The sequence below is a fragment of the Corynebacterium sp. 122RC1 genome, assembly GCF_024580955.1.
Taxonomy (GTDB): domain Bacteria; phylum Actinomycetota; class Actinomycetes; order Mycobacteriales; family Mycobacteriaceae; genus Corynebacterium; species Corynebacterium kozikiae.
On the sequence record NZ_JANIKD010000003.1, the window covers coordinates 74193 to 88267 of the forward strand.

Below are 14075 nucleotides of genomic sequence, written 5' to 3' on the forward strand. Positions count from 1 at the left end.
AGTGCCAAACATGGACGCAAAAACAGAGATTCTTGAGCGCATCCGCAACGCCAACGCTTTGGCACACGCCCCCGAGCGTGTGGAGACCTCAAGGGACTACATCCAACACACCGACCTGCCCGCAGACGAGTTGCGTGAATTGCTGATTGACCGCCTTGTGGACTACAAGGCGCAGGTAGTCCGCAGCTCAGCAGAGGACCTGGGAAAGACAATCCTGGAGGTGCTCAACGAGCGCGGCGCCAAAGACATCCGCTTTGCGCCAGGTCTCGACCCCGCGCTCTTCGAGGGTTTTTCCGGCACCGCCGAGGCGGACTCCACCTCCGTGGACCCACGCACCCTCAATGATGTTGATGCCGTGGTCACGGATTCCCACGTGGCAAGTGCCCAAACGGGCACGATCTGCCTGGAGTCCGGCGACCTCTGCGGCCGCCGCGCCCTCACGCTCGTACCCGACTGCCACGTCTGCATCGTGCGCATGGAAAACGTGGTGTACGGCGTCCCTGAGATGGTGGCAAAGCTCAGCCACGAGCTGCCAAACACCATGATCTCCGGACCATCGGCCACCTCAGACATCGAGCTCAACCGCGTGGAGGGCGTTCACGGCCCCCGCACCCTAATCTGTGTGATCGTGGATTAACCGAGAAACTCTACTCCCAGCAGGTTTGGTCAGCCACACCTGCTGGGTGCTAATATGAGCCAGGTTGCAATCCGCAATCCAAGTCTCCGTAGCTCAGTGGATAGAGCATTGGTTTCCGGTACCAAAGGTCGCACGTTCGAATCGTGTCGGGGACACAAAAACACCGCCTTACGGCGGTGTTTTGTATTTCTACAGTGCCCCACTCAATGCCCTGACCCGCTGCTTTCACTCCGGGGCGTCCTACCTTGTGAACTTGAACCTGGTGACGTCGGTAGCGGATTCTCCCTTAGCCTGCCCACTGAAGCAGTGCCTTGATCTCCTGCTTTGCGTGTGGAGTGAGCGCTTTGTTGTCTCGGAGCATTTGTGCGCCTCGGAGCCGGATGAACTGGCGATATTCCTCGGCATTTTCCGGGCTTTGGGTTTCTACCGTCTCCCGGGCCTGGTGCATTTGGCTCATGTCCTGCAGCACCTGGCGGCGGATCACCCAGCGCCCCCAAAGCAAAATCAGGGCGCACACGAGTGCAACCACGGCAGCGGCGGGCGTCCAGAGGTACAGCAACCCAGCTAGGACCATGAGGGCTGTCACCAGTACACCAACTGAATGTACGTAATCCTGGCGGTCCTTGGAGAGCGTCTGCTGCCCCACCGCGATAAACGTTTCTTTGAAACTCGGGCGAGCATTGCCGTTGTGTGAAGAAGATGTAGACATTTTTCTGTTCCTAGCCCTATTCCTAGCCCTATTCCTAGCCCTGCGTACGCAGGTATTCTACGGCGGATTCGGTGACCACATCCACAGCCTGCTGCACCTCGGCGGGTGCATGTGGGAAGCTCACGGAGACGTCAGCCACCTTGTGCATATCCAGGTCATTCCAGGAATCGCCGAGGGTGTGCACTTCCACGGTTTCTCCGAGTTCTTGTTCCACGAGTTCGCGCAGGTGAGTCAAGCCAGTTCCCTTGTTGGCGCCGTGTGGCACCAGGTCTAGGAAGTTCTGGTTGCGATGTACCTCTACCGCGCAACCAACATTCTCCCGTAGCCACTGCTCCACCTGCACAAACTCGGGCTCGGGCAGGTCCACCCACAATGGGACGCCCACGAACTGGTGCTTGTCCAGGTCCGCCACATCCAATGGCACAAAATCCAAAATCAGATCCGTTGCCCCCTCGCTGGAAATGTTATTTGCCAGTTGCACGTCGGGGCTATCCAAGGTGGTGGCAAATATCGCCACACCCTTGCGCGCACCGAACTCACCCAACACCTCACGTACCACCGATGTTGGGATGGTGTCCGCGATGATCGGCGAAAAGTCCTTGTCAGTTACCACGGCACCGGTGTAGAGGACGTAGTAATCAAAGGGCAACGCCTCTTGTTCAATGGCCAACTTGGTAGCCTCAATGGATTTGCCGGTGTTGCACACCGCGATGTTCCCGCGGCTCCGCCATTCCTCCAAGGCTTCTTTGGTTCCAGGTGCCACTTTGCGATTGAAGAACAGTGTGCCGTCGAGGTCAATGCTTGCGAGTTTTTTCATAATTGTTCCCTAAGGTGTTGGTGCGCAGGCTTTACAGCAGTGAACAGGCAAATGCGATTACACGGACTGGACTGCGGGCCACTTGCCAATAGTTACCTTCTCAAGACGCAGGCCGCGGTCCCAGATTATTGCTGGTGCACCGCGGCCTATGCTGTGCCGCTTGAAGGTGCGGCGGAAGTGATTGGATCGCTTAAGGGGCGAGGATACCTGCCCAGTAGCCAAGAATACCCACGGCGAACATGCCGAAGATGATCCAGATTGCATTGACCTTCTTGCGCAGAAGCCACATGCAGAGGAACGTCAGGCCCAGTGCAACGAGGCCAGGCAGGAGGGCATCCAGGGTGTCCTGCATGGTGGTGACCACCGTCTCACCCTCTTGGTTGGTGTACTCGGTGAGCACGAATGGGATATTGATACTGGTCCACTTGCTCACCAGGGAGCCCATCACAAACAGACCCATGATGGACGCGATCTGCGTGAGGCGCTGCAGCGTATGGCCGCCAACCTCAGAAACCACCTCAATACCCTTCTGGTAGCCGGCCTTGAAGCCGTACCAACGGGTAGCGATGCGCAGCACGCTCAGGCCAACGAAGAACAGCAGTGGGCCTAGCAGGTTACCGTTGATGGCAAGCGAGGCACCAAGCGCAGCAAGCACAGGGCGCGCGGTGCCCCAGAAGATCGGGTCACCCACACCGGCCAGGGGACCCATGAGGCCCACTTTCACGTTGGTGACGTCGGCTTCTGAAATATCCTCACCGGCTGCGCGCTGGCGCTCCATAGCGGTGGTCACGCCGAAGATTGAGGAGGCTACCCATGGTTGAGTGTTGAAGAACTCCAGGTGGCGGCCCAACGCAGCAGCCTGGTCTTCCTCCTTGTTGTAGAAGCGCTTGATCGCGGGGATCATGGTCACTGCCACACCGATTGCCTGCATGCGCTCGAAGTTGAAGGAGCCGAGCATGAAGGTGGAGCGCCAGTAGATGGACCAGTAGTCGCGCTTGGTCAATTCGGGGACGTCACGCTTTGGCAGGACGTCTGCACCTGGGTTGATTGGTTCAGGAGTAGTCATGATGGTTCCTGCCTCACTCGAGTTCGTTGTCGTAGTTAGCACCCACACGCACTGGCTGTGCAGCACCTGGCGCCTTGATGGCGTCGTGGAAACGTGGGTTGAGCTGGACGTAAATCACTGCCAGGCAGGCACCAATAATGCCCAGGCCCACCAGGTTCATGTCTGGGATGAAGGCGGCGATTACGAAGCCCAGGAAGAAGAACGGCATGAGAGCCTTTGCCTTCATCATGTTGATCACCATGGCGTAACCAACAACCACAATGAAGCCACCGGCGATCTGTAGACCAACGGAGACCACCTCTGGGATGGAGTTGAGCCAAGTTTCCACTAGGTCAGTGCCGGCTGCCGCAGCAACGGCCGCGGTGGGAACCGCCACGCGCAGGCCCTGCAGAAGCAGCGCGCTGAAGTGCATGATTTCCACGCCTCTGAAGTTGGCGTCTTTGGCAAACCTGTCCGCTTGGTGCTGGAAGAACACCGCGATAGTACGAACAAAGATAGTGAGCACCTGACCAGCCGCAGCCAGCGGAACAGCGATAGCAACACCTGTCTGGATGGGTTGCTCACCGACGATCACCACCACAGCGGCAATCGTGGAGGCGAGGGCGGCGTCTGGGGCCATTGCGGCGCCCACGTTCATCCAGCCGAGCGCGATGAGTTCGAGCGTACCGCCGAGGATAATGCCGGTTTCGAGGTCGCCCAGCACAAGGCCCATCAGAGTACAGGCCACGAGTGGGCGGTGGAACTGGCGCTCGTCGAGCACCGATGCCATACCCGCAACCAATGCCACGAGGATGACGAGGATAAATTGGGTGGTAGACATTACACCAATCCTTTTTCTTTGAGCTTGCCCATCATGTCAGTGCGCTGGCTGTTGGGAACTTGCTGGAGGGTCATCTTCACGCCGAGGGCATCCAGGGCCTTGTAGGCGGCAACGTGCTCGTCGTCTACTGAAACGGCCTCGGTAATGAGGGTCATACCCTGTTTGAAGGTCACACCGCCAACATTGACTTCATTCACCTTCACGCCGGCTTCAATGAGCTTGAGCGCATCCATTGGGCTCTCCACCACGATCATGGTCTTCATGCCCTTGTACTCGGGGTTGAAGTACACGCGGATAGCCTTGTCCACGGGAAGCACGTTGGTGCGCGCTGAAGCAGGCCCCACTTGCAGGAGCAATTGCTTGCGCAGCTTGTCATTTGCCGCCGCGTCGCAAGCGGCAATGAGGGTTTGCGGCCCCCAGTGATTCACCCAGGAACCAGCAACCTGGCCATGGATGAGGCGGGAGTCGATGCGCAGGAAGACCACGTTCATGGTCTCGTTGGGGTCACGCGGGAAATTGGGATCAATCTCGCCTGCGGGAGCTGCAGCGGGAACGACGTCACCAGCAGGCTGTTCACCGGCTGGCTTCGGAGCCTTGCCACCTTTAAAGGCGCGGACGCCCGTGGACCCGGCTTTGAGGGCTTTTTTCACGAGGGACTCTACGGTGGCCCCAGAGCGCTTAGCGCCCTGGAATACCTCCATAAGCATGGGAATGTTCACACCAGATACCACGTCCGCATTTTCGCGTTCTGCAACAAAGCGCGCAGCGGCGTTGTAGGGGCTACCACCGAAAAGGTCCACCAAGAACACAACCTCTTCGCCGTCAGGGACAACGGCGGCGTAGGCATCGAGGAGATCATCTGGGCCTTGGCCTGGCAGGAAAGTAATCGCGTGAGCGTTTTCCACCTTGCCAACGATCATTTCAGCGGACGCAAGGAGTGCTGGTGCTGATTCACCATGTGTAGCAATCACGATAGAAACCATGTGCTTCTCCGTTTTGGTCAGCAGGAATTTTTGGATAAGCAACCGAACAGGCAGCCTGCCTCCGACCCGTATCGTGCAGTCCGCCGCCTTCAGTTGGACTCAGTGCGCCCCCCTCAAACGGGGCAGAACAAGCTTCTTCACCATGCCCGTTCCCACACTGGCCCAAATCCCACATTTTTTCGTTCCCCCGTTTAGGTCAGGTTCTACCGCGCGGACTTCCGTTCCAGTTCGGCGAATTTTCAAACACAGTCAGGCACAATTTCCAAAATACTCGGTATTTTCCAGCGTTTTGGCAGGCGAGCAGGCTTACGTAATAACTATAAGAACATAGATAAAAACCAAGCTACCCCCGCTTGTGATCTATGTCACCTTCACGGCAACGGCCCAACAAACATCACAATTTACCCCCAAAAGGGGGCATTAATTTAATAACCTCGTTCACAAACTTTCATCTACGGTATTGACCCGATACAGCCGTGAAAGAAATTTGACACCTCGCGCGACAATCGGACTATGCTTGGGTTCAGTTCTCAGGGCGGGGCGAAATTCCCCACCGGCGGTGATACCAAGCATTGCTTGGGCAAGCCCGCGAGCGCCTCCCAACTGTTGGGAGGGTCAAGCAGATTGTGGTGAGATTCCACAGCCGACGGTCACAGTCCGGATGAAAGAGGACGGCTGATAGCGAACTCAACGAGATCACGCGATGCACAATCGCTTTCCTGTGTTCCCACAGGAAGCACCGTGATTGCGCAATTGTCCGTGTACTCATTAGAGTTCCACTCAACCAACAGCCTTGGGGATTTACTGTTTGTGAACACGTGTTTGCTGCACAAATTGTGCCGCAAACCCCTCAACAAAGGATTGTTCAAGTGAATCTTCTCAATGATTTTCTGGGTGCCACCCTCTACATCGGCGGCGTTCCCATTCTGTGGCGTGAGATCGTTGGAAATGCCTTCGGTCTTGCCTCCGCAATCGGCGGTATGAAGCGCGTTGTCTGGGCGTGGCCAGTGGGCATCATCGGAAACGTGCTCCTCTTCACCGTTTTCATGGGTGGACTTTTCCACACTCCACAAAACCTCGACCTCTACGGGCAGGCCGGCCGCCAGGTGATGTTCATCATCGTCAGCGTTTACGGCTGGTGGACCTGGTCCCGCGCAAAGCGCCAAGGTTTGAAAGAGCACGAAGAGCTGGATCCATCCCGCTCCATCGTCTCTGAGCCACACGAAACCGCCGAGGCCGTGCAACCACACTGGGCAACGAACAAGCAGCGTGCGGGCATGATCGCCTTCGCAATCACCGGCACCATCGTCTTCTCATGGATCTTCTCCGCCCTCGGCTCCTGGGGCCCAGTTGCCGATGCCTGGATTTTCACCGGCTCCATCCTGGCCACCTACGGCATGGCCAGGGGCTGGACCGAGTTCTGGTTGGTGTGGATTGGTGTGGACATCGTTGGTGTTCCATTGCTGCTCATCGCGGGCTACTACCCATCCGCAGCGCTGTACATCGTGTACGCCGCGTTTGTGATCTGGGGCTTCATGGTATGGCTTCGGGTTCAGCGCCAGAAGGAGCCCGCACAGGAAAACCCTGGCCAGTTGGCCAGGGTGGCATCCGGATCCTAGATCCCGCGGGGCATCACAAGCCACGCAATAAAGTAGAAAATCGCCTGCGGCCCAGGAAGCAGGAAGCTTGCCAAAAATGCGATACGCAGCAAGGTGACGTTCCAGCCGTAGGTTTCCGCAAATCCGCCAAGTACACCGGCAACCATTGAATCGGTGGTGCTGCGGTGCAACCTGCGCTGCAGGAACGGTGTGTTTTGGCCAACTGGCAGGCCGTCGCGGTCATAGGTGGTGCCGGCAAAAGTATTCACGGGAAGCCCTTTCTCAGTGGAATTGTTGCTGATGCCACCTATTTTGCGCGCCGAGGGGCGAGGCGCGCATCGGGGTTGTCCCTGAAAAATTCCCTGATATTCGGGGCTAACCGACGCAGCCAGCGTCGCTACCGCTCAGGGAAGGCTTGCTCGGCGCAGGCTGCGCTCTGAAAGTCAGTTACTGCATCTAGCTTCACTTCGAGCACTTTGCGAAAAAACTGCTGCAACACCTCAGATTCCTCAGCGCTCATGTGGTCAAAGACGACCTTTCGCACCACTTCCACATGCCCAGGCGCTGCCGCCTCGATGCGCTTCTGCCCTTCGTCGGTAAGCTGCACATGCACCCCGCGGCCGTCGTGCTCAGCTTTAGCCTTAGTCACCAGCCCGCGGCGTTCCATTCGGGTGATCTGGTGGGAGGTGCGGGAACGATCCCATTCCAATTGAGCGCAAAGCTCTTTGAGACGCATCGTCTTTTCCGGATGCTCGGAAAGTGCCACCAACACCGCGAACTCCGAGGCAGTAATGCCCTCCCCTTGCTGCAGCGTCTCATCCAGGCTGCGGTCGATGCGGTGGATTGAGCGCAGCAACAGGCGCCATAAATCCTGCTCTTCGGGGTTGAGCCACCTTGGTTCGGTGGAGGAGGCTGCAGGAGAGTTCTCTACAGATGCGGTCATTGAGATCACGCAACCTTTCAAATCTGTTGAAGTGTCCATTATTGCAAGGTAGTTACCCATTTTTCCAAAAGCATCTGTGCTACCGATCAGATGTGCGCCAGGCAGAATCCTGAGCGTTTTTAGCGGCCAGCATTCTCCGCGACACACCGGTGAGGCCTCGGAAAGCTGCAGGTAAATACCGTGATGAAAATAAATATAGCAAAATAGTTGACACATCACCATGAGGGTGTATTGTGTTTTGTAGACACGGCAACAAGCCACTGCTTCCCGCTTCCGCCGCATTGCGCGGCGGACCTTGGGCCTTGGGTCTCGGGCCTCGGGCCTTGGGCCTTGGGCGTGGGGTGTTGTCCGTGAAATATCAACAGACTTCTAAGGAGCAATCATGACTGACTTCACCGGTACCTACGTTCTCGACGCTGCACACTCCGAGATCGGCTTTGTTACTCGCCACGCTGCTGTGACCAAGGTACGCGGCAAGTTCGACGAGTTCGACGCATCCGTGACCATCGATGGTGCTGCCCCAGCCAACAACAAGGCTGTTGCAACCATCAAGGCCAACTCCCTGAACACTGGTAACGCTGACCGTGATGCTCACGTTCGCGGCGATGACTTCTTCTCTGTTGAGCAGTTCCCAGAGATCCACTTCGAGGCCGAGGGCTTTGACTTCCAGGGCCAGGAGGAGTTCGAGGTCGAGGGCAACATCACCATCAAGGGTGTGACCAAGCCAGTTCGCCTCAATGTTGAGTTCTTGGGCGTTGCTGAGGATCCTTACGGCCAGACCCGCCTTGGCTTCGCGGCTTCCACCAAGATCAACCGCAAGGATTTCGGTATTGACTTTAATGCTCCTCTGAAGACCGGCGGCCTGCTGCTGTCTGAGGAGATCAAGATTGAGATTGACGGCTCCGCTGTGAAGCAGGGCTAAGCTGATCCCCCTTCAGCAGGTCTAATCTTCCCCTGAGAAGGTGGTGAGCAATTCACCACCTTCTCTTTTTTATGGGCGGGCTACGTTGTAGACGTATTTCACCACACCGTTGGGGTAGGCCTCATGCTCTACGAGCTCAAGCCACTGGGCGGCGAGGTCCGCCTCAGTAAACAGGCGTTTGCCCGCCCCCAAAAGCACAGGGAATACGAGCAAGTGGTATCGGTCCACGAGGCCCGCTTCAGCAAGGCTTTTCCCCAGTGTTGCGGAACCGTGCACCAGGATTGGTCCGCCCTCAGTGTGTTCTTTGAGCTCCCGCACTTCATCGATGCTCCGCAGGATGGTTGCGGGCCAGCCTGCGTCTTGCTTTTCCAAGGTGGTGGATACAACGTAGCGGGGCATGGCGTTGTATTCCGCAAATTCTTCCATGGTGGGCCAGATTGGTGCGAAGGCTTGGTAACTGTGACGCCCGAGGAGCATTGCACCAGCTTCTTGTTGTTCGCGGCCTTTGATCTCATACATCTCGGGGAGGAACTCCACTTGGGTGGTCCATCCGGTGTTGCGGTAGCCGGGTTCACCGCCGGGTGCTTCCATCACTCCGTCTAGGGAGATGAATGCCGTCACAATAATTTCACGCATCGCACAATCCTAGGCCTATTCCTGGCGGCTTCCTATTTGCTTCAGGGATTCAATCCCCAAGTCCAGGTTTCTCCGGATGGAGTCATATCGCTCAGGCACGCATGTAAGCACGAATACTTGGGTGTGTTCAGCTATTTCCTCAAACAAGCCAGCCATTTTTCTGATACGGCGTTGGTCAGTGGCTCCAAGGGCGTCATCGATGAACACCGGAACTTGACTCTGGGCTGTGAGTTTGGCAATTGCAAAACGGTTGAGCACAGCCAGCTGTTCTTTAGCACCACCGGAGAGTGAATCGAGGGGTAGGCGGATATGGCCTACCTCGCGCTCTTGGAGGGTGAGGGCATCATCCACTTGGAACTCCACCTCGTGGCCATACACGGCCCGTGCCAGGCGCTTGAGTTCCTGCACGTAGGGTGCCGCGTATTTCCTGCGGGCTTCGTCTCGATTGTTGCGCAACGTGCTGTGGAGCAGGTGCGCGGCTGCAGCTCGGCGTTCCACGGCTTCTGCACGCCGGCGAAGTGCGTGGAGGTTTTCTTCGGCCAGCATGAGTGCCTCTGCGGCACCCGCGTTGTTGCGGATGTCTTTCTGAAGCTGATCGAGGCGCGCCCCGGCCTCAGCTTCACGGATCTTGGTGTTCTCCAGTTCCTGTGCGATGGCATCGCCCTCAGCACGCAACGCCGCCAGGTCAAGACCTTGGGCCTTTGCTTTTGCTTCGTGGAGTTCTTCCGTTGCTGTGTTGAGAGCACTGTTGGCAGCTTCGAGTTCTTGTTGGAGCTTTTCGGTTGGCTGCTCTGCTTCCTTTTGAGCAAGGTCCTTTGCCAGTTGTTGCGCCTGTTCTTCGGCATCATTCGCAAGGGCCTGTGCAGGAAGCAACTCCAGGCGGGCCCCGCCTTTGAGTGCAAGTTCGAGCGCAGCGGATGCCCCACGATACTCCACACGGGTTTCCCCGAGCTGGGCCTCTACACTGGAAATCTCCGCTACCAGCTCCTCCACGCCTCGATCCGCACCCAGATCGGGTTGGTTATCTTCTTTTTCCAGACCTTCCCCTTCCAACGCGTCCCGGAGCGCGGCTATGCCGAACTTCACTTCCTCCTGGCTGCGTCCGGCAAGCAATTGGTTCAGGCTACTTTGGGTGTTCTTGAGCTGGTGAGAAGCCTCTACCCAAGCTGCGTGCTTTTCTTTGAGTTGTTCCAGCGTGTCCACTTGGCTCTGCTCCAGCAGGCGCTCAAGGCGTGCCCGGGCACGTGTGACGGCCTCCGCTCGATCCCGAGTACTTTCTCCTGCTTTGAAGATTGCTCGCAGCCCTGCGTGTTCAACAGTGATGTCCTCGACGACCGGTATTTTCACTCCATCTGCATCGACCTGGGTTGCGGCACCGTCAAGACTTATCTCCAGTGTTTCGCTGCCGTCACCCAGCTCCAGGTGAAGGCTGGCAGCGGCGCTTTTGGCAACTGCCTCCAATGCCTTGAGCTCAGTTTGCGCTTCTTCTACCTCCGCCAAGGTTGCGCCCGCGATTTCTGGTACGGCCTTCAGTTTCCGAATCGATGCGGTGAGGGCCCCAATTTCCTCTTCTTCCTGAAGCAAGCGAGCAAGTTCGTCGCGTTGAAGCACCTTTCGCTGCTGGGTCCTTAATCCATCCAGCTTCTGCTGCAACTGCTCTTCACGGGCCAGAAGGCGGCTTTGTTTTTCCCTCGCCGCTTCCACGGCTTGCTCTTCAGCTTGAGCCTTTTCCGCTAGACCATCAATGCCAGCCAGCATTTGCTGCGCTTTGGCCAAGGCTTTTTCCACCTGCGCTTGTGCTGCGTTTCGGTCCTCCAAAACACGAGCTGCACGTTCTTGCTGGTGAGAAGCAGATTCCCAGCGGGATTGCGCCAGGGAAACGCTGTGGTGGAGTTTTTCTGCCAGCTCGATCTCCTGCTGAATCTCGCGTTGGGCCTGCTCGATTTCGGGGATCTTCGCTTGCGCAAGTTCTTGGTCAGCGATTGCTTGTTCAACCTGTGCAACATTGTGCTGCACATTCTCGTGGTATTGCCGAGCTTGATTGACCGCTTCTTCACCATCAGCCACGGCGTTTCGGGCTTTGAGAAGGTCCCCTGAGGGTTTGCCCGTGGCGGAGAAGTAATTGCTGTATTCCTTCTGAACTCGTTTCTCAAGCTCGGTCAAGGCTTCGGTTTCCAGGCTATTTCCTTGCTCACCCTCGGCGGAAAGTACGGTGGTTAATGCGGGAATACCAGCGGCTTCAATTGCGGGTGCGGCCTCGCCTTGGCGCATAAACAGCGCCTCACTGAGGTCGCTGTCCATGTGAGTGCCAATGATTTCTGCCAGCCGCTGGTCGGCATTGGTGCCTGTGAGCACGCCGCGTTCAGATACTGGAGCTTCAATGGTGAGTTCATGAATCTTGGACTTGAGCCAGCGCTTATGGATGCTGAGGCAGTATGGTCCGATTTCGAGGGTGAGCGTCACCTCAGGACCTACATCTTTCCCGTATGGCTGGGTGGCACGAATCTCTTTCTTGCTGCTGGCAAATGGAGTGTGGAGAACGTGGTGGATCGCCTCCATGATGGTGGATTTGCCTTGCTCATTTGGGCCGGAGATCATCACCAAGCCGGTGCTTGGGATGTTGTTGATCTCCAAGTGTTCGATTACTCGGAAGTGGGCAATGCTAATACTGCGCAAAATCATGGCTCTTACCTCCCCGCCTTCTGGGCGCTAACGCTCGCGCCTCCGCCTACAACACCGCCTACGCCCCGTGTTTCCGAACTTATGCCGTAATCAAGCCCACTGCTGAGCCTAAAGAGCAGGTTGATTGCATCTTTTGCAGTTTCTGCCCCCTTCGCGTCAACCCGCCCAATCATTTCATTGCCGTTTCCGGTCCGCGCCAGTTCTCGAAGTTGCTCGAGGGTGGTTGCGGCGAATCCACTGAGACCGAATTCTTCGAGTTCTTCCTCGCCGGGTTCGATCATCAAATCCATGAGACGCTGGCGTTCGTATAGAGCCGCGAACACCGGACGGAGTTCCTCAATCCCTTCTTGGAGATGCCTCATTGAGCGCAGGTCCAATGAACCGATGAGTGCGTACTTCACTACCGTGGTCTCTTTGAATTTGTAGTCTCGGAGCTGTTGTAGGAAGTCTTCAACATCGTTGAAGTGATTAACCTCCGCCACGATGGACTCAAAAGTCCACTTCCCCACTGGCACCACCTCAACGGAGACAGTGCTGCTTCCGTGAACGCCGCCAACGCGCTTTTCAATCTCCACTACCAGTGCGTTCCCGGACGCAAACTCACCGCGGCCTCCTTCCCCGAGTTTGTGGAAGTCCGTGGTTTCCGGCGAACCGGAGTACCACACCTTGCCGCTGGTCCCCAGGGCTTGCGTGGAGTGGGTATCTCCCAATGCAAGGTAGTCAATAACACCTTCCGCGATGCGCTCTTCCACAGCATTGAGGTCAATGAGGGCGGTGTTCGTGGTATCCCCGAATCCTTCCACCGCACCGTGGCCTACGGCGATCCTAATGGTGTTTTCCGCCGGCTCAAGGTGCCGGAGCGAGGCCGCCACGAGGTCCTCGCTCGGTACCTTGGAAAGCAGCGGTGCCCCGACGAGCTCAACATGAGGTGCCGTCTCCACCTGGACCGGGGTGCTGTCAGCCAGCACATGCACTCCCTCGATCTCCTGGGCGCGATAAAACACGGAGTCTGCAGTAAGTGGGTCATGGTTTCCGCTCATCAAGTACACCGGCACCGGCAATTGCCTGAGAACCTCGAGAGCACGCCCGGTAGTTTTTGGGGCGAGCGAGTTGTGTTCAAACACGTCACCGGCAACCACAATGAACGCACAGTCTCGCTCTTTCGCTATCTCACCCAGGCGGCGAACAGCGGCGAGGCGGTCTGAGGCAAAGCGCTCCTGCGCGCCTTCATCCTCGCCGCTCAAAAACCAGCGGGTCATCCCGAGCTGGAAGTCTGATGTATGCAGGAACCGAATGTTCATAGTTGCTTTCCTATCATGAGCCCCGGACACATGCTCGCCACCTCAACCCAACAAACCAAACAAATGTTCGAAACGTCGTTGGAAGCCCACATCACTCCAAATGCGTCAGCTCGTAGTAGAGATCCTCCAGCTCGGATACGGCGCGCAGCGTGTCCACCGTTGCAAAGCTCACCTCTGCAAGAGCCTTGTGAAGCAAGTTGAGGTCAGAGTCATCCAGAGCCGGGGCAACCGCGGGATTGGGAAGGTCCGGCAGCGGCTTACCGCGCCAGAACAAGTCCTCACTGCCTTGGGCGTTTTCCACGCCACGCTGCTGGCCAATCCGCAGCGCCTGTTGCTGCAGCTCAATAAAGTTCAGGCCCCGGAGCTCAAAAATAGCCATGGGGTGCGCAAAGAAGTAGTCAGCAGCCTTAAGGAACACCGCCACCAGGTGCTTGCAGCAGTACTGAGAATCCGGGCAGTCGCAGCGCAGACCAAACGCCTCGTGTTCCTGCTTCACCAGCAGTTCAAGCACGTCCTCGGTGAATTCCCCCTCTTGCATTTTACGCAGCTTCACCGGGGAATCAGCCAACATTTGCCCAATCTGGCCAAGGCGCTCGGGGCTACGGTACGGGAAGGAAATGGTCACGGTGAAAGGCTCATTTTGGCTACCCGCAACTTCCGCGACGAGCACGCCCTCGCGCACGTCGAAGGCCACCACCATCGCGTCACGGTAGTACTCACGCCCGCGGCGGACCCGGCCACCGTCGGTAATCTCCAGCGGATAGGTTCGCAGGATCTCGGGCAACTGGGGCGTGAGCGTGCGCGCTGAGGTGCGATCCATCGCCCCACCGAGCACCACAACGTCATCCGCTCCAAGGTCTTCGACGTCCCGTTTCGCGCCGAAGTTGTAGTAGATCACGTTGTCTTTGTGCACCCCGCGCGGGCGCTTCCGCTCAGTCATGTTGACCTCCAAAAAACACCA

Annotated in this window: 14 protein-coding genes, 1 tRNA gene and 1 riboswitch; of the genes, 4 read left to right on the forward strand and 11 right to left on the reverse strand. The window is 57.3% G+C overall.

The annotated features are described in order from the left end of the window. Positions 1-10 precede the first annotated feature (10 nt). Together NQ050_RS02195 and NQ050_RS02200 are read left to right on the forward strand one after the other, a co-directional pair. Complete coding sequence (locus tag NQ050_RS02195; protein WP_257037628.1) at positions 11-637, forward strand: LUD domain-containing protein; 627 nt, start codon at positions 11-13, stop codon at positions 635-637. A gap of 82 nt (positions 638-719) precedes the next feature. Continuing rightward, positions 720-792: transfer RNA gene (locus tag NQ050_RS02200), tRNA-Arg, on the forward strand. Positions 793-923: 131 nt separating this feature from the next. On the opposite strand, the gene NQ050_RS02205 is transcribed toward NQ050_RS02200, so the two are convergent. From NQ050_RS02205 to NQ050_RS02225, 5 genes are all read right to left on the reverse strand, one after another. Next, positions 924-1346, reverse strand: a complete 423-nt coding sequence (locus NQ050_RS02205) for a hypothetical protein (RefSeq protein ID WP_257037629.1) — start codon at positions 1344-1346, stop codon at positions 924-926. 34 nt (positions 1347-1380) lie between these two features. Then, positions 1381-2163: an HAD-IIB family hydrolase gene (locus NQ050_RS02210; RefSeq protein ID WP_257037630.1), complete on the reverse strand. Its 783-nt coding sequence runs from the start codon at positions 2161-2163 to the stop codon at positions 1381-1383. Between the two features lie 190 nt (positions 2164-2353). Further along, positions 2354-3229, reverse strand: a complete 876-nt coding sequence (locus NQ050_RS02215) for a PTS system mannose/fructose/sorbose family transporter subunit IID (RefSeq protein ID WP_257037631.1) — start codon at positions 3227-3229, stop codon at positions 2354-2356. Positions 3230-3242: 13 nt separating this feature from the next. Beyond that, a complete protein-coding gene (locus tag NQ050_RS02220; protein ID WP_257037632.1) occupies positions 3243-4049 on the reverse strand; it encodes a PTS mannose/fructose/sorbose transporter subunit IIC in 807 nt (268 codons plus the stop codon). Further along, positions 4049-5032: a mannose/fructose/sorbose PTS transporter subunit IIA gene (locus NQ050_RS02225; RefSeq protein ID WP_257037633.1), complete on the reverse strand. Its 984-nt coding sequence runs from the start codon at positions 5030-5032 to the stop codon at positions 4049-4051. The genes NQ050_RS02220 and NQ050_RS02225 overlap by 1 nt, the downstream gene beginning before the upstream one ends. Positions 5033-5554: 522 nt before the next feature. Then, a riboswitch (FMN riboswitch) is annotated at positions 5555-5709 on the forward strand. Between the two features lie 192 nt (positions 5710-5901). Here NQ050_RS02225 and NQ050_RS02230 point away from each other — a divergent pair. Beyond that, positions 5902-6651, forward strand: coding sequence for a nicotinamide mononucleotide transporter family protein (locus NQ050_RS02230; protein WP_257037634.1), 750 nt, complete (start codon positions 5902-5904; stop codon positions 6649-6651). Here the strand turns inward: NQ050_RS02230 and NQ050_RS02235 are convergent. Continuing rightward, a complete protein-coding gene (locus NQ050_RS02235) occupies positions 6648-6860 on the reverse strand; it encodes a PspC domain-containing protein (protein ID WP_257037749.1) in 213 nt (70 codons plus the stop codon). The two genes, NQ050_RS02230 and NQ050_RS02235, sit on opposite strands and share 4 nt — an antisense overlap. A gap of 167 nt (positions 6861-7027) precedes the next feature. Continuing rightward, the gene (locus NQ050_RS02240) at positions 7028-7573 is read right to left on the reverse strand and encodes a MarR family winged helix-turn-helix transcriptional regulator (RefSeq protein WP_257037635.1); all 546 of its coding nucleotides are present in this window, start codon (positions 7571-7573) and stop codon (positions 7028-7030) included. A 382-nt stretch (positions 7574-7955) separates the two neighbouring features. On the opposite strand from NQ050_RS02240, the gene NQ050_RS02245 reads away from it, so the two are divergent. Next, positions 7956-8495 carry a YceI family protein gene (locus tag NQ050_RS02245; protein ID WP_257037636.1) on the forward strand — a complete coding sequence of 180 codons (540 nt, stop codon included), beginning with the start codon at positions 7956-7958 and terminating at the stop codon, positions 8493-8495. Positions 8496-8564: 69 nt separating this feature from the next. Here the strand turns inward: NQ050_RS02245 and NQ050_RS02250 are convergent, their stop codons facing one another. The 4 genes from NQ050_RS02250 to NQ050_RS02265 form a co-directional block, all read right to left on the reverse strand. Continuing rightward, positions 8565-9131: a dihydrofolate reductase family protein gene (locus NQ050_RS02250; RefSeq protein WP_257037637.1), complete on the reverse strand. Its 567-nt coding sequence runs from the start codon at positions 9129-9131 to the stop codon at positions 8565-8567. 15 nt (positions 9132-9146) lie between these two features. Continuing rightward, a complete protein-coding gene (locus tag NQ050_RS02255; protein ID WP_257037638.1) occupies positions 9147-11813 on the reverse strand; it encodes an AAA family ATPase in 2667 nt (888 codons plus the stop codon). 5 nt (positions 11814-11818) lie between these two features. Then, entirely contained in the window at positions 11819-13114 is a 1296-nt protein-coding gene (locus NQ050_RS02260; protein WP_257037639.1) for a DNA repair exonuclease, read from the reverse strand. Positions 13115-13205: 91 nt separating this feature from the next. Beyond that, complete coding sequence (locus tag NQ050_RS02265; RefSeq protein ID WP_257037640.1) at positions 13206-14054, reverse strand: SWIM zinc finger family protein; 849 nt, start codon at positions 14052-14054, stop codon at positions 13206-13208. Between the last annotated feature and the right edge of the window lie 21 nt (positions 14055-14075).